The 20,856-nt window shown below is 69.5% G+C and carries 17 protein-coding genes and 1 pseudogene; 6 read left to right on the top strand and 12 right to left on the bottom strand.

Going from position 1 to position 20,856, the window contains the following annotated elements:
• Positions 1 to 75 precede the first annotated feature (75 nt).
• The 11 genes from ABZ385_RS11070 to ABZ385_RS11020 all read right to left on the bottom strand — a co-directional run bounded on the left by ABZ385_RS11070 (position 76) and on the right by ABZ385_RS11020 (position 12,642).
• Positions 76 to 1,368, bottom strand: a complete 1,293-nt coding sequence (locus ABZ385_RS11070) for a sugar ABC transporter permease (protein ID WP_358583661.1) — start codon at positions 1,366 to 1,368, stop codon at positions 76 to 78.
• Positions 1,365 to 2,165: an ATP-binding cassette domain-containing protein gene (locus ABZ385_RS11065; protein WP_358583660.1), complete on the bottom strand. Its 801-nt coding sequence runs from the start codon at positions 2,163 to 2,165 to the stop codon at positions 1,365 to 1,367. The genes ABZ385_RS11070 and ABZ385_RS11065 overlap by 4 nt, the downstream gene beginning before the upstream one ends.
• 159 nt (positions 2,166 to 2,324) lie before the next feature.
• Positions 2,325 to 3,422: a substrate-binding domain-containing protein gene (locus ABZ385_RS11060; protein ID WP_358583659.1), complete on the bottom strand. Its 1,098-nt coding sequence runs from the start codon at positions 3,420 to 3,422 to the stop codon at positions 2,325 to 2,327.
• Between the two features lie 121 nt (positions 3,423 to 3,543).
• Positions 3,544 to 4,743 (bottom strand): ROK family transcriptional regulator, encoded by a 1,200-nt coding sequence (locus ABZ385_RS11055; RefSeq protein ID WP_358583657.1) that lies wholly within the window; start codon positions 4,741 to 4,743, stop codon positions 3,544 to 3,546.
• A gap of 197 nt (positions 4,744 to 4,940) precedes the next feature.
• Positions 4,941 to 5,813, bottom strand: a complete 873-nt coding sequence (locus ABZ385_RS11050; RefSeq protein WP_358910989.1) for a carbohydrate ABC transporter permease — start codon at positions 5,811 to 5,813, stop codon at positions 4,941 to 4,943.
• Positions 5,813 to 6,742 carry a sugar ABC transporter permease gene (locus tag ABZ385_RS11045; RefSeq protein WP_358911148.1) on the bottom strand — a complete coding sequence of 310 codons (930 nt, stop codon included), beginning with the start codon at positions 6,740 to 6,742 and terminating at the stop codon, positions 5,813 to 5,815. Before ABZ385_RS11045 ends, ABZ385_RS11050 begins: the two co-directional genes overlap by 1 nt.
• 51 nt (positions 6,743 to 6,793) lie before the next feature.
• On the bottom strand, positions 6,794 to 8,056 hold the full coding sequence (locus tag ABZ385_RS11040) for an extracellular solute-binding protein (RefSeq protein WP_358910987.1): 1,263 nt from the start codon (positions 8,054 to 8,056) through the stop codon (positions 6,794 to 6,796).
• Between the two features lie 147 nt (positions 8,057 to 8,203).
• On the bottom strand, positions 8,204 to 9,073 hold the full coding sequence (locus ABZ385_RS11035; RefSeq protein WP_358910985.1) for a carbohydrate ABC transporter permease: 870 nt from the start codon (positions 9,071 to 9,073) through the stop codon (positions 8,204 to 8,206).
• A 22-nt stretch (positions 9,074 to 9,095) separates the two neighbouring features.
• Positions 9,096 to 10,160, bottom strand: a complete 1,065-nt coding sequence (locus tag ABZ385_RS11030) for a sugar ABC transporter permease (protein ID WP_358910983.1) — start codon at positions 10,158 to 10,160, stop codon at positions 9,096 to 9,098.
• An 87-nt stretch (positions 10,161 to 10,247) separates the two neighbouring features.
• On the bottom strand, positions 10,248 to 11,681 hold the full coding sequence (gene ngcE, locus ABZ385_RS11025) for an N-acetylglucosamine/diacetylchitobiose ABC transporter substrate-binding protein (RefSeq protein WP_358580814.1): 1,434 nt from the start codon (positions 11,679 to 11,681) through the stop codon (positions 10,248 to 10,250).
• Between the two features lie 358 nt (positions 11,682 to 12,039).
• Complete coding sequence (locus tag ABZ385_RS11020; RefSeq protein WP_358580816.1) at positions 12,040 to 12,642, bottom strand: ABATE domain-containing protein; 603 nt, start codon at positions 12,640 to 12,642, stop codon at positions 12,040 to 12,042.
• A 21-nt stretch (positions 12,643 to 12,663) separates the two neighbouring features.
• On the opposite strand from ABZ385_RS11020, the gene ABZ385_RS11015 reads away from it, so the two are divergent.
• Complete coding sequence (locus tag ABZ385_RS11015) at positions 12,664 to 13,116, top strand: VOC family protein (protein ID WP_358580819.1); 453 nt, start codon at positions 12,664 to 12,666, stop codon at positions 13,114 to 13,116.
• Between the two features lie 27 nt (positions 13,117 to 13,143).
• On the opposite strand, the pseudogene ABZ385_RS11010 reads toward ABZ385_RS11015, so the two are convergent.
• Positions 13,144 to 13,635: pseudogene (locus ABZ385_RS11010) on the bottom strand (tetratricopeptide repeat protein); the annotation flags it as partial.
• Here ABZ385_RS11010 and ABZ385_RS11005 point away from each other — a divergent pair.
• The 5 genes from ABZ385_RS11005 to ABZ385_RS10985 all read left to right on the top strand — a co-directional run bounded on the left by ABZ385_RS11005 (position 13,608) and on the right by ABZ385_RS10985 (position 20,805).
• On the top strand, positions 13,608 to 13,925 hold the full coding sequence (locus ABZ385_RS11005; RefSeq protein ID WP_358580821.1) for a peptidoglycan-binding domain-containing protein: 318 nt from the start codon (positions 13,608 to 13,610) through the stop codon (positions 13,923 to 13,925). The pseudogene ABZ385_RS11010 and the gene ABZ385_RS11005 sit on opposite strands and share 28 nt — an antisense overlap.
• A 153-nt stretch (positions 13,926 to 14,078) precedes the next feature.
• Positions 14,079 to 17,975: a GH92 family glycosyl hydrolase gene (locus ABZ385_RS11000; RefSeq protein ID WP_358910981.1), complete on the top strand. Its 3,897-nt coding sequence runs from the start codon at positions 14,079 to 14,081 to the stop codon at positions 17,973 to 17,975.
• 296 nt (positions 17,976 to 18,271) lie between these two features.
• Positions 18,272 to 19,468 (top strand): serine hydrolase domain-containing protein, encoded by a 1,197-nt coding sequence (locus ABZ385_RS10995; protein ID WP_358580826.1) that lies wholly within the window; start codon positions 18,272 to 18,274, stop codon positions 19,466 to 19,468.
• Between the two features lie 123 nt (positions 19,469 to 19,591).
• Positions 19,592 to 19,819 carry a hypothetical protein gene (locus ABZ385_RS10990; protein WP_358697669.1) on the top strand — a complete coding sequence of 76 codons (228 nt, stop codon included), beginning with the start codon at positions 19,592 to 19,594 and terminating at the stop codon, positions 19,817 to 19,819.
• Positions 19,816 to 20,805: a hypothetical protein gene (locus tag ABZ385_RS10985; protein WP_358910979.1), complete on the top strand. Its 990-nt coding sequence runs from the start codon at positions 19,816 to 19,818 to the stop codon at positions 20,803 to 20,805. The genes ABZ385_RS10990 and ABZ385_RS10985 overlap by 4 nt, the downstream gene beginning before the upstream one ends.
• Positions 20,806 to 20,856: the final 51 nt, after the last annotated feature.

Here is a 20,856-nt window from a genome sequence, read left to right as displayed (position 1 = left end):
GCTCCGCAAGCGGCGCGGGGAGGCGCGCGACCAGCGACAACAGACCCGGCGGCGGGAAATCCGCCCGGAGGAACGCTACGCGCGCCCCGCCGACTTCTGCGTGCGCCGCGAGACGGAGTCGATGACCACCGCCGCGAGCAGCACCGCTCCCGTGATCATGAACTGGATCTCACTGGCCATGCCGAGCAGGTTCAGCCCCTGCTGGATGGACTGGATCACCAGCATGCCGAGGAGCGCGGACCACACCTTGCCGCGGCCGCCGAACAGGCTGGTGCCGCCGATGACGGCCGCCGCGATCACCATCATCAGCGTGTTGCCGCCGCCGAGGCTCTTGGTGGCGCCGCCGGACAGGCTCGCGATGAACAGACCGCCGAAGGCCGCCAGCATGCCGGAGATCGCGAAGACGGTGATCCGGACCCGGTCGACGTTGATGCCGGCCCGGCGCGCGGCCTCCGCGTTGCCGCCGACCGCGAAGACCTGGCGGCCGAAGGTGGTGCGGCGCGCCACGAAGTCCGCGATCACGAGGACGGCAAGGAAGAGCACCAGGGCCAGCGGCAGGCCGCGGGCGCCGGCGGGCTCGTTCAGGACGTACGCCGCACCGCCCGCGAGGACCGCGACGACGACCGTGCGCAGCACGATCTCGCTGACCGGGCGCGAGGGCAGCCCGGCGCTCCTGCGGCGCTTGCTGTCGAGCAGCAGGGAGGCCGCGTACGCGAGGATCGCGACGGCGGCCAGGCCGTAGGCCGCGCCCTTCTCCGCGAAGAAGTGGCCGGTGAGGTCCTCGACGACGCTGCCCTCGGGAGTGTTGATGCTCCCCTCGCCGCCCATCAGCCAGATCTGCAGGCCGCTCCAGCCGAGGAAGCCGGCCAGGGTGACCACGAAGGCGGGCACGCCGACCTTGGCGAAGAAGGCGCCGTGGACGGCGCCGATGACCAGTCCGGTGAGGATGGCGAGGAGCACCGCGAGCCAGTCGTTCAGGCCGTGGGTGACGCTCAGCACGGCCCAGACCGCCGCGCCCATGCCGGCCACCGAGCCGACCGAGAGGTCGATCTCGCCGAGCAGCAGGACGAAGACGATGCCGACGGCCATGATGCCGAGGCCGGAGGTGAAGACCGCGATGTTCGCGAGGCTGCTCGCGTCCAGGAAGTGGTCGTTCTTCAGCTGGAAGATGACCGCGATGACGATCAGGCCGATGACGACGGGCAGCGAGCCAAGCTCGCCGCCGCGCATCTTGCGCTTGAACTCGCTCCAGTAGCCGGCCAGGCCCTCCTCGCGCACCAGCAGGCGCGGGTCGACCGCGGGGACGGGCGCCGCGGAGGCCGGGGCGTCGGTGGTCTTGCTCGTCGGGGTCTTGGCGAGGTCGCTCACTTCGCTCCCTCCTTCGGTGCCGTGGCCGTACGCGCCTTGCGGCGGGTGACGGCGTTGTCCGTGGCGCCGGTGATCGCGGCGATGATCTCTTCGTGGGTGGTGTCGGCGACGGGGAAGATGCCGTTGTTGCGGCCGAGCCGCAGCACCGCGACCGTGTCCGCGACGGCCTTCACGTCGGCCATGTTGTGGCTGATGAGGATCACGCCGTGGCCGCGCTCGCGCAGCCGCTCCACCAGGTCGAGGACCTGCGCGGTCTGCTCCACGCCGAGGGCCGCGGTGGGCTCGTCGAGGATGACGACCTTGGGGTCGCCGACCAGGGCGCGGGCGATGGCGACGACCTGGCGCTGACCGCCGGAGAGCGCCGCGACCGGGATGCGGACGCTGGGGATGCGGATGGAGAGGGTGTCCAGGAGCTCCCTGGCCCGCTTCTCCATCTTGATCTCGTCGAGGACGGAGGCGCTCTTCAGCTCGCTGCCGAGGAAGAGGTTGGCGACGACGTCGAGGTTGTCGCACAGGGCGAGGTCCTGGTAGACGGTGGCCACGCCGAGGTTCTGGGCGTCGTGCGGCCGGCCGATGCGGACCGGGCGGCCCTCCCATTCGATGGTGCCGTCGTCGATCGGGTGGACGCCCGAGATCGTCTTGACGAGGGTGGACTTGCCGGCTCCGTTGTCGCCGACGAGGGCGACCACCTCACCGGCATGGATTTCGAGGTCTACGTCCGTGAGCGCCTGGACGGCGCCGAACCGCTTGGAGACCCCGCGCAACGCCAGCACGGGCGTAGCGGACACGTGAATCATCTCCTTCGCCGCCTGACCGGCGGGGATGGTGGTGCAGCGAGAGCAGTGCCGCGAGTGGGCACGGGTTCCAGGGAGCGCTCTCTGGAGCGCCCCCCGGAACTCACTTCTGAACGATGCGAACGATCTGAACGATGCGAACGGCTTTGCCGCGTGCGGGAGTTACTTGATGCCCGCCGCGTCGCACGCCTTCTTGTACTGGGCGGTGCAGATCTCGCTGACCTTGTAGACCTTGTCCTTGACGATCGTCTCGGCGACCTCGTTCTTGGTGATCGCCTGCGCGTCGTAGAGCTTGGCCGGGATGCCCTTGAAGTCGCCGCTGAGCGAGTCGACCTTGCGGTCGGTGATCGTGTCGATGGCCTTGCCCTGGAGCAGGCGCACCGCGATCTCGGCGGTGGTCTCGGCCTCCGGCTTGATCTCCTTGTAGATCGTGTAGTCCTGGTCGCCGCTCAACAGGCGCTGCACGCCCGCGAGTTCGGCGTCCTGGCCACCGACGGGGACCTTGATGCCGCGCTGCTTGAGGGCGGTGATCGCGCCGCCCGCCATGCCGTCGTTGGCGGCGTAGACGCCCTGGATGCCGTCCTTGCCGAGCTTGTCGATCGCGGAGGACATCTTGCGGTTCGCCTCGTCGGGCGACCAGTCCGGGATGTCCTGCTCGTACGCGATCTTCTTGACCTTCTTGTCGAGCACCGAGTGGGCGCCCTTCTTGAAGAAGGGGGCGTTCGGGTCGGTCGGCGAGCCGTTGATCATGACGACGTTGGCGTCCTTGGCGTCGGAGCCGAGCGCCTTGACCATGGCCCCGCCCTGGAGGCGGCCGATCTTCTCGTTGTCATAGCTCACGTAGGCGGCGAGCGGGCCCTCGGCGAGACGGTCGTACGCGACGACCTTGACGCCCTGCTTCTCGGCCTGCTTGACCCAGGACTTGGTCGACTTGTAGTCGACCGCGTCCAGAATGATCACCTTGATGCCCTGGGTGACGAGGGCGTCGAACTGCTTCTTCTGGGTCTCGATGTCCTGCGCGGCGTTGTTGTACTTGACCTTGCAGTCCGAGCAGAGCGCCTCGATCTTCGCCTCCATGATGGGGCGGTCGAAGGTCTCGTAGCGGGTCGTCTTGTTCTCGGGGAGCAGCAGACCGATGGTCTTGCTGTCGCCGCCGTTGCCCTTGTCGTCGCCGTCGCCGGCCTTGCCGCACGCGGTCATGGCCAGTGCCATCGAAACCGCGGCGGTGCCTATGACGACGCGACGCGTCACTGCGTTCATGGTGGGTGCCTCCCTGACGAGGCCGCGTCGTTGCGGCCGAGGTGGCTCGAAGTCAACTCGGCCGCCACACCAGCGTCAAGGAGTAAATCCTTAACGAGATGACAACGGTGCCATGCGTTATCTAAGTGAAGGCAGGCGCGGCGACAGCGAGCGACCCGTCCAAAAGGGTCGAATCGCCCATCTCGCTGAGCGCGAGCGCCAGCGCGCCGAGCACCTCGGCCCGGCCGCCGAGGGCCCCCGGCAGCACGGTCAGCTGCCGCGCGGCGCTGGGGATCGCGTAGCGCCCCACCGACTCCCTGATGGGCCCGAGGACCAGCTCACCGGCCTCGGCGAGGTCCCCGCCGAGGACCACCCGGGAGGGGTTCAGGAGGTTGCACAGATTGGCCACGCCGCTGCCGATGTGCCGCCCGACGTCGGCGATCACCCGTCGGCACCCCGGGTCGCCGCCTCGCGCGAGCCCCACCACGCGCTCCATGGTCAGGTCCGTGCCGTGGCTGGACTGGAGCAGCGGCAGGACGTAGCGGGCGGCGGCGAAGGTCTCCAGGCAGCCGCGGTTGCCGCAGCGGCAGACCGGGCCCGACTCGTCGAGGGTGATGTGCCCGATCTCGCCGGCGGTGCCGCCGGGCCCGCGGTAGATGCGCCCGCTGATCACGAGCCCCGCGCCGACGCCGCTCGCCACCTTGATGTACGCGAGGTCCCTGACCCCGCGCCCGCTCCCCCACACCAGCTCGCCGAGCGCGCCGAGGTTGGCGTCGTTGTCCACGTGCACCGGCACGCCGAGGCGGCCGCCCAGCTCCTCGGCGGGCTTGGTGCCGGTCCAGCCCGGCAGGATCGAGGTCGAGCCGAGCGTGCCGGACTCCACGTCGATGGGCCCGGGCACGCCGAGGCCCACCCCGGCGATCTTCGTACGGTCCACTCCCGTGGCCGCGATCAGCCTGCTGACCAGCTGCTCGGCCCGGTCGAAGCCCTGGGCGGCGGACGCGTCCACGTCCAGCGGCTCGGCCTCCTCGGCGAGCACCTGGTGGGCGAGGTTGCCGACGGCCACGCGCAGGTGCGTGTGGCCGAAGTCGACGCCGATGACGATGCCCGCGTCCCCGCTGAGCGAGACGCTGCGGGCCCGCCTGCCGCCCGCCGAGGTGGGCGTGACCTCGACCGTCCCGCCGTCCTTCAGCTCCCGCACGATGTTGGAGACCGTCGCCGCCGACAGGCCCGTCGTCCGCGCGATCTCCGCCTGCGTGAGCGAACCGGCGAGGCGTACGGCGCGTACGACCCGCTCCAGATTGGCCCGGTGCAGAGAGGACTGCGACCCCGGAGTCTCCATTGACTCTTCCACCTTTGCCTGTATGACGTACGACACCAGGGCCGCCCGTACAAGTTGTGAACTCCAAGCTCCGATGAAGGGGTTGGCGCAGTCAAGTCCTTGACGGAAAAACAGTGGATCGGACGCGACAGGGGCCGGGGCCCGGCGGGGGACATTCCGCTCCCCCGTCCGGGCCCCGGCCCCTGCCGCGTCGGCCGTTACTTCACCGATCCGGCCGTCAGCCCGCTCACCACATGCCGCTCGATGAACGCGAACAGCACGATGACCGGCACGATCGCGACCACGGACGCGGCGAAGAGGTAGTTCCACTGGACGGTGTAGTTGCCGATGAAATTGTTGATGCCCACCGTCAGCGGCTGCTTGTCCGGCTCGGTGGTGAGGGTCAGGCCCATCACGAACTCGTTCCAGGAGGTGATGAAGGTGAAGATCACCGCCGTGACCACGCTCGGCAGCGCGAGCGGCAGCGTCACCCTGGTCATCGCGCCGAAGCGGCTGGTGCCGTCCACCATGGCGGCCTCCTCCAGCTCCGGCGGGATCGAGCTGATGTAGGCGGTCAGGATCCACACCGCGAAGGCGAGGTTGAACGCCGCGTTGGTGAGGATCAGCGTCCAGACCGAGTTGAGCATGTCCAGCTGGTGGAACTCGCGGTAGAGGCCGACCAGCAGGGCGGTGGGCTGGAACATCTGGGTGACGAGGACGAGCAGCAGGAACGCCTTGCGGCCCCGGTAGCGCATGCGCGCCGTGTAGTACGCGGCCGGCAGCGAGACCAGCAGGACCAGCAGGGTCGCCCCGCCGGCGACGAGCAGGGTGACCTGGAGGTTCTGGCCCAGCTCCGACTCCTTCCAGACGTCGACGAAGTTGGCCCACTCCAGGTCCTGGGGCAGGTAGGTGCGGTCCCGCAGCTCGTCCTTGGGGCGCAGCGCGGTGACGATCATCTCCAGGTAGGGCGCGAGGAAGATCGCCGCGAGGAGCCAGGCGCAGGCCGTGACGACCAGGGTGCGGGGCCGGAAGGCCCGCTTGCGCGCGCGGCCCTTGCCGGGTGCGGGGCGTATCGCCGTCGTGGTGGCCATCAGTCCTCCTCGTTCCACCGGCTGACCTTCAGGAAGATCAGTACGAGCACCACGACCATCAGGAAGTTGACGACCGACATGGCCGCGGACTCGCCGATGTCGGTCTCCTTCAGCTTGTACATGAACACCATCGATGTGGAGGTGTCGTAGCCCGGACCGCCCTGGGTCATGGCCCAGATGATCGGGAAGGAGTTGAAGACGTTGATCAGGTTGATGACCACGCCGACGAGGAAGGCGGGCCGCAGCATCGGGAGCGTGATGTGGCGGTACGTCTGCCAGGGCCCCGCCCCGTCGATCCGCGAGGCCTCGTAGACGTCCCGGGGGATGGTCTGGAGGCCGGCCAGGAGCGTGTACGTGGTGAAGGGCAGGGAGACGAAGACGGCGACGGCCATCATCCAGGGCCAGGCGGTCTCCGGCCTGCCGAGCCAGTCCCGGGGGCTGTCGATGAGCCCGAGGTCCAGCATCGCGGTGTTCAGGACGCCCGCGGTCTGGTTGAGCATCCACTTGAAGCCGATGGCGGTCATCAGGACGGACGCGGCCCAGGGCGCGATGAGCGCCCAGCGGGTGACGCGGCGGCCGGGGAACTTCTGATCGAACAGCTGGGCGAGTGCGAGCGAGAGCAGCATCGTGACGGTGACGACGACGACCGTCCACACCACGGTCCAGGTCAGGACCGCCCCGAGGTCGCTCTCCTCGAAGAGCTTTGCGAACTTGGCGGTCCCGGCGCCGCCGCGCACCTTGCCGGCGATGGAGATGTTCAGGAAGGAGGTGCGGACCAGCTCGATGACGGGCCAGACGACCACGGCGAGGATGAGCAGGACGACGGGCGCTATCCAGGGCAGCGGGCCGAGCCGGGCGATGCCGCCGCGGCGGCTCACCGGCGCGGCCGCGCGCCCGCCCCGTCCCCGGCCCGGGCCGGCCGGGGACAGAGGGGCCTTCAGTGACACAAGGACTCCTTGCGAACCAGAGGGGCTGGGGGGCTACTTGGCGTCGGCGGCCGCCGACTCCGCCTTCTTCTGGAGGTCGCCGAGCACCTGCTTCGGGTCGTCGACGACGGCCTTGCCGCCGGTCTTCTTGATCTCGGCGGAGACGAGGTCCCACGAGGTGTCGCCCAGCGGGTAGAACCTGGCGTTCGGCAGCACCTCGAAGAACGGCTCCAGGTCCTTGTGCCTGCCGTTGGACCGCATGCTCTTCAGCGCGTCCTGGGTGACCGGCATGAGGTTGTACATCTCGTCGAACGCCAGCATCTTCTTGGAGTACGTGAAGTCCAGGAACTTCTTGACGCCCTCCTTCTCGGCGCCGCCGTCCTTGAACGCCATCATCCAGTCGGCCACGCCGAGCGTGCTCTTGAGCGGCCCGTCCTTGCCCGGGATGGGCGCGACGCCGTAGTCGACCTTGCCGTCCTTGGCCATCTGGACGAGGCTCGGGTGGCCGTTGAGCATGCCGACCTTGCCGCCCGCGAAGTCGGCGAAGGCCGTCTTGCGGTCGGTGGAGGCGGGGTTGGCGTAGGTGAGGCCGGGCTTGACCAGGTGGGTCTTGAGCCACTCGAAGGTCTCGACGTTCTTCGCGCTGTCGACGGTGTACTTGCCGCCCGCGTCGGTGTAGCCGCCGCCGTTGCCCAGCTCCCACATCATCGTCTCGCCCTGGGCCTCCTCGGGGCCGAGCGGCAGGGCGTAGGGGGTCTCGGCGGCCTTCTTGGCCTTGATCTTCCGTGCCGCGGCGACCAGTTCGTCCCAGGTCTTCGGCGGGCTCTTCACGCCGGCCTTCTTCAAGACGTCCTTGTTGTAGAACATCACGCGGCTGGAGGAGACCCAGGGAATGCCGTACTGGGTGCCGTCGACCTCACCGGCCTCGGCGAAGGCGGGGATGAGGTTCTCGCGGGTCTTGGCGGACATCACCTCGTCCGCCTTGTAGAGGAGGTCGTCGGCGACCTTGTCGGCGTAGCCGCCGGTCTGGAGCAGGTCGGGCTCGTCGCCCGCCTGGATCATGTTCTTGACGGACTTGTCGATCTCGTTCCAGTTGATGACCTGGACGTCGACCGTGTAGCCCTTGTTGGCCTTCTCGAATTCCTTCTTGACCTGGTTCCAGTACACCTTGGAGGCGTTGGAGGCCTTGTCGCCGTAGTCGGCGGCGACGAGTTTGATCGTCTTGCTGTCGCCGCTGTCGCCGTCCCCGCCGCAGGCGGTGAGTCCCAGCGCCATGCAGAGCGTTGCCGCGCCGGTGGCGACCATTCGGTTCCTCATGCTGTTCAACCCTTCGACTCCAGTGTCGACTTGACGCGTACAGTCGCCCCCCGCTGCGCCGTCGGGCCGACACTACTCACGTCCGGTTTTGCCTCGACAGGCCTAGACCACTTTCGTGGCCAAGCTGAAATCACCTGCCTCACCAGGTCACTTGAGCGCCCCGGCGGTCAGACCGGCCTGTACCTGTCGCTGGAAGACCGCGTAGACGACGAGGACCGGCAGCATGGCGATCGTCAGGCCCGCGAAGAGCGCCCCCCAGTCGCCGCGGTAGCCCTGGGAGACCGCCAGCGAGGCGAGGCCCTGTGGCAACACGTAGTTCTGCTCGTCCTCGTTGTTGAGCAGCAGCGGGAGCAGGTACTGATTCCACTGGCCGAGGAAGTTGAAGATGCCGATGCTGACCAGGCCCGGTTTGGCCATCGGCAGCATGATCTGGAAGAAGGTGCGGGTGTGCGAGGCGCCGTCGACCATCGCCGCCTCCTGCACGCCGGTCGGCAGCGTGCGGAAGAAGGAGGTCAGGAAGAAGGTGGTGAAGGGCAGGGAGTACGCGATGTAGGCGATCATCAGGCCCGGCCGGGTCTCCAGGAGCCCGAAGTTCTCCATGACGGCGAAGAGCGGCACGAGCGCGAGGATGACCGGGAACATCATGCCGCCCGCGAAGAGCATGAAGACGAACCGGTTGCCGGGGAAGGTGAAGCGGGCGATGACGTAGGCCGCCATCGAGCCGAGCAGCATGGTGCCGGTCAGCGAACCGGCCAGGATGATCAACGAGTTGACGGTGTAGCGGCCGATGTTGGCCTTGTTCCACGCGTGGGTGAAGTTCTCCCAGTGGAAGGAGGCCGGCCAGCCCATCGGGTCGCTGAGGATCTCGGCCGAGGGGCGCAGCGCGGTCAGCGCGACCCAGATCAGGGGCCCGGCGGCCAGCACGACCCACAGGACGAGGAAGGCGTGCGAGAAGACGTTGAGGGTGGTGCCCGCCTCGCTCTGCTTCCGGGGGGCGGCGGCGCTGGTCGTGGTCATGAGGCAGTGGCTCCCGCGCTCTTCAGTATTCGATCCGGTCACGGTTCCCGACCCGCATGACGATCAGCGAGAACGCCATGCTCAGGACGAGGAGGACGACGCCGATGGCCGTGGCGTAGCCGTACTGGCCGTCACGGAAGCGTTCGTAGAGGAAGACCGGGGTGACCTTCAGGACGTGCGGGGGCACCATCACCAGGCAGATCGCGAAGGTGTCGAGCGCCTGGATGCCCATGTAGATCCAGCCCGTGCGCACCGAGTCACGGATCAGCGGGAGGGTGACACTGAAGAAGGTGCGGGTGCGGCCCGCGCCGTCCAGCAGCGCGGCCTCGTACACGTCCTTGGGGATCGACCCCATGGCGGCGGAGAACAGCACGACGTAGAAGCCGATGAAGCTCCAGCTGATCACCATCAGCAGGGACACGAGGCCGAGGGTCCGGTCGCCGCCGAGCCAGGCGGGCCCGTCGACGCCCATCTTCTCCAGGCCGCCGTTGATCAGGCCGCTGTTGGTGTTCAGGACGCGGCCCCACACCACGGCGATGATGGCGACGGACAGGACCTGCGGGAAGAAGTAGACGACCTTGTAGAACGAGGACCCGGCGACGCCCGCGATGGCCTTGCCCCTGCGGTGCCGGCCGCCCGCGGTGATCATGTAGGCGAAGAACATGCCGAGGACGAGGGTGAGGACGGGGGCGATGACGAGCAGCAGGGTGCTGATCCGCAGCGATTCCCAGAACCGGTCGTCGTCCCACATCTTCCGGTAGTTGTCGAACCCGACGAAGTTCGCGACGGGGCCGCCGGACCAGTCGGTGAACGAGTAGTAGATCGCCTGGAGGAAGGGCGAGACGACGAACAGCGCGTAGAAGGCGAGGGGCACGGCCAGGAAGCCCACGATGAAGCGGTACTTGTCGAGCGTGCGGTAGCGCCGGTCGTAGCGGACGCGCCGGGGGGTGAGGCCGGGCGGCAGCAGCAGCGCCGGCCACAGCAGCAGGCCGGGCAGCGGGGCGGGGGGCTGCCCCGGGGGCGGGCCGGGGGGCGGCTTGTGCCCGGTCCGCCCGCCCGCCGAGGGCTTCTTCGCGGTGTCGTTCATGGTCGTCTTCGGGGGTGGCGGATCGCCCACCCGGGTGGTGTCACGCTGCACGCTGCTCGGTCCCGCCCGCTCGTCCACCTCGCCCGCTCAGGCCTTCTTGACCTTGGTGATGTCGGGGTCCTTCAGGATCCGTTCACTGGCCTTCCGCATGGTGTCCATGGCCTGCTTGGGACCGATCTGGCCCTGCATGAACGTGTGGATCATGTTGTTGAAGTCCTCGCGGAACAGCTCGTTGTACCAGTCCATGAAGTGGGGAATGACGATGTTCTCGCCGGCGGCCTTGATCGCCTTCTGTGCGCTCGCCGTGCCCGAGGGCAGCTTCTCGCCGTCGATGGCGCCCTTGACGACGGGCATAGAGCCGACCTCCTTGAAGAGGTTGAGGGCGGCTTCCTTGCTGTACATCATCCGCAGCCACTCCAGGCCGCCCTGCCGGTTCCTGGCCTTGGCGGGGACGATGAAGGGCTCACCGGCCGGGGCGTAGAGCGTGCCGAAGGGCATCTTGTCGCCGGAGTCCAGCGAGGGGGTCGCGCCGACCGTCATGCGGAAGTCCGCGGGGGTGGTGTCCTTGGCCTCGTTCTCCACCCAGGAGCCGTTGGGCACGAAGAGGCACTTGCCCTCCTTGGTCCAGGCGGTCTGCATCTCGGTGTGGGCCTGCTGGCCGTCGAAGCCGGTCAGCACGTACTTCTTGGCGACCAGTTCCTCCCAGGCCTCGAAGACGTCCCTGACCGCGTCGTGCCGCCAGGCGTCCGGCTCCAGGTAGTCCATGGCCTCGATGACCTCGCGGCCGCCGCGCTGGGCGAACATCGCGTACATGCTGAAGAACATGTAGCGGGGGTGGCCGCCGGGGTAGCTCCAGCCGTGGATGCCCTTGGCCTTGGCCTTCTTGCAGACGGCGAGCATCTCGTCCCAGGTCTTCGGGTACGCGCTGTCGAGCCCGTCCTCGAGGAGCTTGGCGGAGTACCAGTTGCCGTACACCGTCAGCGCGATGTTGAGCTGGTAGCACTCCTGGCCGCCGAAGCGGCCCATCTGCTCGACGACCGGGACGAGGGTCTCGCGGACGGTGACGTCCGGGTCGTCCCAGGAGGGGGCGTCGAGCACTTCACCGAGGTCGGCGACCTGTTCGTTGTGCACCAGCTTGCCGATGTTCATCTGCTCGGCGCCGGAGTTGTTGACGACGTCCGCGGTGGGCTTGCCCCGGACGATCTTCGGCTGGACCTGGGTGGCGATCTTCTCGGTCGCCTTCTGGTCCGGCTTGGCGTCGGGGTACTTCTTCGCGTACATGTCCGTGACGAACTGGGCGTACTTGTCGCCGTACCCGCCGTTGAAGATGTAGACCGTCAGACCCGCGTCCGCCTTCACGCCGAGCGGGTTCTTCGCGGACTTCTCGCCCTTCTCGGCCTTGTTGCCCTCGCCGCCCCCGCTGGCGCACGAGCTGAGCGCCCCCATGGCCGGCACCGCGAGCAGCCCGGCGGCCGCCGCCCTCTTCATGACATCACGACGGTTGACGCTGGTGGATCCCATGCTCAAGTCCTCGCCTTCATACAGGACTCAGGCGGTGAACCGGACCCTCCCCGGCACCGCGGTGGTGTGAAGCTGGGGTCGTGCGTGGATGCCGAACGGCTGTGCGGGCCGACGGGTGCCGACAGGTATAGTCCACTCCCCGTCGGCTGAGCAAGATCGAATACACGTTTGCCCCACGGGTTTTCCTAGTTGAGACCTACGGGATCGCCTGGTCAAAACCTCTCGCACCACGCCGGGCGGAGGCGTGGACTTTCGCGGCGTTTCGCATGGACTTTCCGGCGGGGGCGGTCTCTGACGGGCCCGTCCCGGGCGGGGGCGGTCTCCGCCGGGCTCTCGCCGAGCACGCCCCGGGCGGGGCTCATCCCTCCGCGGCGTGGCGGGCGCGCAGCGCCCTGACCTTGTGGCGGTTGCCGCAGTGCTCCATGGAGCACCAGCGGCGGCGTCCGGGGCGCGAGGTGTCGACGTAGACGAGATGGCAGTCCTCGGCGGCACAGACGCGGACGCGGTGGGCGAAGGGGCCGGTCAGCAGCTCGACGGCGTCCCGCGCGACGGTGGCCAGCAGGTGTGTCCCGGTGGCCGCGTCGGCCCACCGCCGCTGCCCGGTCGGCGTGATGGCGGGTGCCAGGGGCGGGCGGGCGGCCGCCTCGTTGAGTACCTCCAGGTCGGCGGGCGGATGGGGCTCGCCCCGGGTGTGGGCGACGACCACCCGGAGCAGCGCGTCGCGGAGCCCGCGCGCGTCGGCCACCTCGGACGGGGAGATGTCCAGTACGGGCGTCGGGGTCAGCCGGCACCGGTCCGCCCAGGTGGCCAGGTCGGCGGGCTCATGCAGCACCTCGTAGCGGCGGTAGGGGCCGGGGCCGCCGGTGGGCAGCAGCTCCAGGCACAGCGCGCCGGGGTCGAACCGGTAGGCGACGCCGGTGTGGGAGCGCAGCGTCAGCCCGTTGGTTGCGGAGGACGTCATGTAACCAATATAAGTGGTTACATGGCACTGAGTTGGAAGCTGGTCATCGACAGCAGGAACGCACCCGCCCTGGCGGACTTCTGGGCCGCGGCTCTGGAGTACGAGGTGGAGGACCCCGGCGCACTCGTCGAGCGGCTGCTGGCCGCCGGCCACATCGGCGAGGAGGCCGTCATCGAGCACCGCGGCCGCAAGAACTTCCGCGGCTACGCCGCGATCCGCCACCCCGAGGACCCGTACGACGAGATCAGCGGCGTGGGCCGCGGCCGACGGCTCCTCTTCCAGGACGTGCCCGAGAGCAAGGCCGGCAAGAACCGCCTGCACCTCGACGTCCACAGCGAACCCGGCGGCCTCGACGCGCTGGTGGCCCGGCTGGAGGGCCTGGGGGCGACCCGTGTCCGCGAGCTGGACAAAGGGCCGGCCGGGCACTGGTGGATCATGCGGGACCCGGAGGGCAACGAGTTCTGCGCGGCGTAGGGGCGGAACCCGGGGGGTGCGGCCGGCTCAGCGGGGGCGGTCGGGCGTGGCGTCGAGGAGCGCTCGAAGGTCGCGCGCGTCGGGGTGGTCGAGTTCGTCCAGGATCTCCAGCGCCCGGCGGTAACCCTCACGCGCTTCGTCGAGGTGGCCGACGGCTCGGCGGGCGTCCCCCAGCCCTCTGAGCGCCGCCGCCTGGAGGAAGCGGTCGTCCAGCTCACGGAAGAGGCGGAGCGCCTGCTCGTAACAGGCGATCGCCTCCGTGTCCCGGCCCGCCTGGTGGTGGACGAACCCCAGGCTGTCCCAGGTGTGCGCCTCACCCGTGCGGTTCCCCACCTTCTGGAAGAGCGCCAGCGCCTGCTCGCAGTCGGCCGGCGCCCTCTGGGTGTCGCCGAGTTGGGCGCGGTACCAGCCGATCGCGTTGAGGGCGCTGGCCTGCCCGGGCGGGAAGTCCGCGGCCCGGTAGAACTCCAGGGTCCGCTCGGCGTGGCCGAGTGCCTCCCGGTGCCGGCCCTGGCGTTGGAGGGCCCAGGCACGACATCGACGGTGTCTTCGGTCCCAAGACGCACGACGCCACCGTCGCCTGGCAGAAGGACAACGTGGACCAGGCCGACGGCATCGTCGGCAAGGACACGTTCGGCGCGGCCGGCCTGTTCCTGGACGACTCGGACGGCAACGGAACGGTGGACCACTACTTGGGCACCGAGGGCCGTACGTTCCTGGTCAGCCGCACCGCCGACGGCGACTACACCTTCTACGACCGGGACGGCGACAAGCGCATCGCCGGCTACAACTACCGGACCTGCGGCTGACACCCCGTTCGCCGGCCGGTGCCTCCCGGGGGGACGATCCCCGGGAGGCACCGGCCTCCGCAACAGCCTTGACACCATTCGCCACTTGCCTCCCTACTAGACCTTGCGCAGCGATCGTGACAACGTTGTCCAACCGCAGGGAGGGGCTCGGGGATGCCGTACAGGGCACGCAGACCTCGTTACAGAGACCACCGTCCGGGTGCGCCCGGACCCCGTTCGGCCGTGGCCGTCGGCGCGCTGGCGCTGGCGCTCGTCGCGGCGTCGCAGGGGGGCGCCGTCGCCGGGCCCGAGCAACCGCCCCGCGCGGAGCGGGAGTTCGTGTCCTCCTTCGAGGAGGAGGATGCCCGGCCGGACTGGGTGAGCACCGTCGAGACGGGGCCCGACGGCAGGAAGAAGGCCTCCGGCGTCAACGGCGCGTTCAGCTCCGGCCTGCCCGGCAGTGTGATGGACCAGGTCACCGAGGTCCGCGCCAGCGGGGAGAACGCGGGCTCCGGCGAGGTGGCCGAGAACCTCGTCGACGGCGAGGCCACCAGCAAGTGGCTGACCTTCGCGAAGTCCGGCTGGGTCGAGGTCGACCTGAAGGAGCCCGCCAAGGTCGTGACGTACGCGCTGACTTCGGCGAACGACCACGCCGAGCGCGATCCCAGGGACTGGACCCTCCAGGGCTCCACGGACGGCAAGGACTGGAAGGTCCTCGACAAGCGGGCCGGCGAGGCGTTCGACGGCCGGCACAGGACGAGGAAGTACGACGTGGCCGACCCCGCCGCGTACTCCCACTTCCGTCTCGATGTCACGGCGAACAACGGCGCCGCCGACATCCTCCAGCTCGCCGACCTCCAGCTCTCGGTCGGCGGCACCGAGACCCCCGCCCCCGAGGACATGCTGAGCCTCGTGGACCGCGGCCCCAGCGGCTCCCCCACCGCCAAGGCGCGTGCCGGGTTCACCGGCAGGCACGCGCTGCGCTACGCCGGCACCCACCTGGCCGACGGCCGTGGCTACTCGTACAACAAGGTCTTCGACGTCAACGTGCCGGTGCGGCGGGACACCGAGCTGGGCTACCGCGTCTTCCCCTCGATGGCGGAGGGGGACCGCGACTACGCGGCGACGAACGTCGCCGTGGACCTGGCGTTCACCGACGGCACCTATCTGAGCGACCTGCGCGCCGTGGACCAGCACGGCTTTCCGCTCAACCCGCGCGGCCAGGGCGCCGCCAAGGTGCTCTACGTCAACCAGTGGAACAACGTCACCTCCTCCATAGGCCAGGTCGCGCGCGGCAGGACGGTCGACCGGATCCTGCTCGCGTACGACGCCCCGAAGGGCCCGGCGAAGTTCCGCGGCTGGCTGGACGACGTGTCGCTGACGGAGAAGGCGCCGGCCAGGCCGAAGGCGCACCTGTCCGACTACGCGGACACCCGGCGCGGCACGAACTCCAGCGGCGGCTTCTCACGCGGCAACAACTTCCCGGCGACGGCCGTCCCGCACGGCTTCAACTTCTGGACGCCGGTGACGAACGCGGGCTCCCTGAGCTGGCTGTACGACTACGCGCGCGGCAACAACGACGACAATCTGCCGACGTTGCAGGCGTTCAGCGCGAGCCATGAGCCGAGCCCGTGGATGGGCGACCGGCAGACGTTCCAGCTGATGCCGTCCGTCGACAAGGACACCCCGAGCGCCTCGCGGACCAAGCGGGCGCTGCCCTTCCGGCATGAGAAGGAGACGGCGCGCCCGCACTACTACGGCGTGACGTTCGAGAACGGCCTGAAGGCCGAGATGGCGCCCACGGATCACGCCGCGATGATGCGGTTCACCTATCCGGGTGAGGACGCGAGCGTCATCTTCGACAACGTGTCCGACAAGGGCGGTCTCACCCTGGACAAGGAGAGCGGTGTCGTCTCCGGGTTCTCGGACGTCAAGTCGGGCCTGTCGACGGGCGCCACGCGGCTGTTCGTCTACGGGACCTTCGACGCGCCCGTCACCGCCGGCGGCAAGCTCGAAGGCGGCGGTGGCGGTGACGTCACGGGCTATCTGCGCTTCGCGGCGGGCGAGGACCGCACGGTCAACCTGCGTCTGGCCACGTCCCTCATCAGTCTGGACCAGGCGAAGGCCAACCTCGACCGGGAGATCCCAGCCGGTACGTCCTTCGGCCGGGTGAAGGAGCGCGCCCAGCGGCAGTGGGACGCGATTCTCGGCAGGGTGGAGGTGGAGGGCGCGAGCCAGGACCGGCTGACGACGCTGTACTCCTCGCTGTACCGGCTGTATCTCTACCCCAACTCCGGTTTCGAGAAAGTCACTTCGCGGGGCGGCGGGACGACGTACAAGTACGCGTCGCCGTTCTCGCCGCAGACCGGCCCCGACACCCCGACGCACACCGGTGCGAAGATCGTGACGGGCAAGCCCTATGTGAACAACGGCTTTTGGGACACCTACCGGACGACATGGCCCGCGTACTCCCTCCTCACGCCCAAGAAGGCGGGCGAGCTGGTCGACGGCTTCGTGCAGCAGTACAAGGACGGCGGCTGGACCTCGCGCTGGTCGTCCCCGGGGTACGCGGACCTGATGACGGGCACGTCGTCGGACGTGGCGTTCGCCGACGCGTACGTCAAGGGCGTGAAGTTCGACGCGGAGGCCGCGTACGAGGCCGCGTTGAAGAACGCGACGGTCGTGCCGCCCACTTCGGGCGTCGGCCGCAAGGGCATGGGGACCTCGCCGTTCCTCGGCTACACGAGCAGCGAGACGCACGAGGGCCTGTCGTGGGCGCTGGAGGGCTACCTCAACGACTACGGCATCTCCCGGATGGGCGCGGCCCTCTACAAGAAGACGGGCGAGAAGCGCTACAAGGAGGAGTCCGCGTACTTCCTCGACCGCGCCCGTGACTACGTGCACCTCTTCGACGCGGAGGCGGCGGGGGCGGGCACGGACCCCGGCTTCTTCCAGGGCAAGGACGCCAAGGGTAAGTGGCGTGTCCCTTCGGACAAGTTCGACCCGCGCGTGTGGGGTCACGACTACACCGAGACGAACGCCTGGGGCTACGCCTTCACGGCCCCGCAGGACTCCCGCGGCCTGGCCAACTTGTACGGCGGCCGCAAGGGCCTCGCGAAGAAGCTCGACACGTACTTCGCGACCCCCGAGACCGGCTCCGCCGAGTTCGCCGGCTCCTACGGAGGTGTCATCCACGAGATGACGGAGGCGCGTGACGTGCGGATGGGCATGTACGGGCACTCCAACCAGGTCGCTCACCATGCCGCGTACATGTACGACGCCGCCGGGCAGCCGTGGAAGACGCAGGAGAGGGTCCGCGAGGTCCTCGCCCGCCTCTACACGGGCAGCGAGATCGGCCAGGGCTACCACGGCGACGAGGACAACGGCGAGCAGTCCGGCTGGTACCTCTTCTCCTCGCTCGGCTTCTACCCGCTGGTGATGGGGAGCGGCGAATACGCCATCGGATCACCGCAGTTCAAGGCGATGACCCTGCACCTGGACAACGGCCGCGACCTGGTCGTCAAGGCGCCGAAGAACAGCGCGAAGAACGTGTACGTGCAAGGGCTCAAGGTCAATGGCAAGGCCTGGCGGTCGACCGCGCTCCCGCACGAGCTGGTCGCGCGCGGCGGGGTCCTGGAGTTCGACATGGGCCCGAAGCCGTCCTCGTGGGGGGCGGGCCCGAACGCCGGGCCGACGTCGATCACCCAGGACGACGAGGTGCCCTCGCCCCGCAAGGACGCGATCAAGGGCGACGGAGACCTGTTCGACAACTCCTCGGCGACCTCGTCGCCCCTGTCCGGCGCGGTGGAACTACCGGTGGGCGGGGCCACGAAGGCCGTGCAGTACACGCTGACGTCGTCCACCGACCGGACGAAGGCGCCGCGCGGCTGGGTGCTTCAGGGCTCCGTCGACGGCGAGAAGTGGCGGGACCTGGACAGGCGCTCCGGTGAGGCGTTCGCCTGGGACCAGCAGACCCGGGTGTTCACGGTCGCCCGCCCCGGAACCTATCGCCATTACCGGTTGGTGCCGGAGGGCTCTTCGACTCTGGCGGAGGTGCAACTGCTGGGCTGAGGCGCCCCGTTCGAGGCCGGCCGTGCCCCGCTGACGCTTGCCGTCAGTGGGGCACGGCCCTTTCGCATTCCCCCTCGGTTCCGTCCGCGGCGGCGAGAAGGTGGGGTTCTCCTCAGGTCCTGCCAGGGGGTTGCCTCAGGCCCGGCCTGGGGGGTGCTCCCGTCTTGGTCGGGGGGTTGCCTCAGCCCCGGCTCGGTGGGTGCCTCCATGGCCGGGTGGGCCCTTCCCATGGGTCAATTGATCTTGGGTCGAGCACCCTCTCCGCCTTCCACTTCCAGCGATGCGAGGCAACCACCATGACGTACCGTCGAATTGCTTTGGGCCCGGTGACGGCGCTCGCCGTCGCGGCGACGCTGGCGATGCCGGCCACCGCCGCGTGGGCCGGCACCGACCCCGGGACGCCCGCCCGCGACGGCGCCGGGCACAGCAGGACGGAGCTCCAGCGGGGGCTGGACGCGGTGGTCCGGGAGGACGGAGTCGTCGGCGCCGAGGCCACCGCCGTGGACGGACGACGCCGGGAGTACGTGCGCAGCGGCGCCGCCGAACTCGGCACCGACCGGCCGGTGCCCCGCCAGGGGTACTTCCGGATGGGCAGCAACACCAAGACCTTCGTCTCCACCGTGGTGCTGCAACTGGCCGCCGAGGGCCGCCTGCGTCTGGACGACACCGTGGACCGGTGGCTGCCCGGCGTGGTCGCGGGCAACGGCCACGACGGTGGCCGCATCACGGTACGGCAGCTGCTCCAGCACACCAGCGGCCTGCCCGACTACGCGGCCGAGCTGCCCGTCCTGGACGAGGCGGCCTTCCAACGGCACCGCTTCGACCACCACGAGCCGCGCGAGCTGGTCGACCTGGCCCTGCGGGAGCGGCCCCTGTTCGAGCCCGGCAAGGGCTGGAGCTACTCCAACACCGGTTACATATTGGCCGGGATGATCATCCAGAAGGCGACCGGTCACCACTGGAGCGACGAGGTACGGACCCGGATCATCGAACCCCTCGGCCTGAAGCACACCTTCTCGCCGCGCGAGCGCACGGGCCTTCCGGTGCCGCACGCCAAGGGCTACCACCAGTTCAAGGAAGGCGGCCGGCTGGTCGACAGCACGGAGATGAACATGAGCTGGGGCAGCTCGGCGGGCGACCTCATCACCACCGCGCCGGACCTGACGCGCTTCTGGCGGGCCCTGCTCGGCGGCGAACTGCTCGAGCCCCGCCAGATGAAGCAGATGCTCCGGACGGTGCCGGCTCCCTCCGAGGGGGACACGCGGGTCAGGAGGATGGGGCTCGGCATCTTCTGGACGCAGCTCGACTGCGGCGGCGGCTACTGGGGCCACGGAGGGACGACCCTCGGCCATCTGAACGCCAACGGCTTCCTCGGCAAGGGCGACAAGGGGGCCCTCGTGATGCGCTCCACCAACCGGTTCGCCGACGACCGCGACCAGCGTACCGATCAGCTCCTCGACGACACGTTGTGCGCGATGAAGCGGCGTTCCTGAGCCGGAGCGGGAGCCGGAGCGGGAGCCGGAGCCCGGGCCGGAGCAGGTGACCGGGGCGGAAGACCGGGGCGCGGCAACTGAGGCCGTTTGGCCGATAAATCGAACATGCGCTCTAATCGAGCCATGAACAGCGACGCGTTCCCTCCGGACCTCCTGGAGGCCCAGACAGCCTGGTACACCACGTACGGACAGCTCGCCGCCACGGCGGCCCACGGATCGGCCGCGCACCGCAGACGGCTGCTGCGCCTGTCCCGGCTGATCGCCGCCCACCCGTACTGGGAGACACCGGAGGGAACGCCGGCCGCCCGAGTGGCCCTCAAGGAACTCGCGCGCGTCAAGGCACGGCCGTGACACCCGCCGGCGCCTTCGAGGAGTACGACGTGGCGGCGGAGCCGGACATCCGGATGAACTCGTCCCTCCGGGTCGAGATCAATCTGCGGTGCCCGTCCGACGGCCGTGCCTACCGGGAGCTGGCGGAGAGCTGGTTCACCCGTGCCGTGGCCGCTTTCGCGGGGCCGCTCGGCGAGGGCTTCCACCACGACCTCGACCTCACGGAGCCGGCCCTGTCCACCGATGGCGACGCTCCTCTCGGAGCGCCGGGGACCCTCTGGGCCGACTTCGTCTACTACAGGGCCCGCCGGGGCCGGGCCAGACTGGTGCAGACCCATTGGTCGCCCGGGAACTGGCAGCGGTTCCGCGAAGAGCTGGAGAACCGTCCCGCCGACGCGCAGCTGGAGCTGTCCCTCCTCGGTGCCGACGGCCGGCCCGACGAACCGTGGCTGGCCGTCTCGGTGAAGCGGGAGAACCAGGCGCCGGACGTCGTCTCCCTGGTCGCCATCCGTACGACGGAGGAGTTCCAGGACCCGGCGACGGTGGATGAGGCGCAGAGGCGCTGGGAGTCCTCCTTCCGGTCCTTCGTCGAGAGGTACGACCCCGTGTGGTACGCCAACATCGCCGACGACTCCGAGCACACCACGGGCCGCACGGCCCTGGAGGACGGCCTGGGCCTGCTCCTAGAGGACACCCTTCCCGAGCTCGGCTCGACGCTGCGCGGGTACGCGTGGCTCACCGTCTGCTCCCCCGGCGTCACTGCCGCGCTGGGCGGAGTTCCCGCGCTCCGGGCGAGCGGGGCCTTCGCCGAGGTCGCCGCGCTCCCCGGCGGCGGGGCCTGGCTCAAGGCGACCGACCGCGTCCTCGCCTACACGGACTCCCGCGTGCGGGCGGTGTTCCGGGCCCTCGCGCCCGCGCTCCCCCCGGGCAAGCCGACCCCGTCCCTGACGTGGGAGACGCCCCGGCTGGCATTCCAGGACCCCGACGACCTGACGGACGCCACCTGAGCGTGTCCGTGTCCGCGTCCGAGTCGGTGTCCGCATCGATGCCGGTGCCGG

Origin of the sequence: Streptomyces sp. NPDC005898 (assembly GCF_040629635.1) — a bacterium.
Taxonomy (GTDB): Bacteria; Actinomycetota; Actinomycetes; order Streptomycetales; family Streptomycetaceae; genus Streptomyces.
Note: the sequence above shows the minus strand (reverse complement) of the source record. Positions and strands in the feature narration are given on the sequence as shown.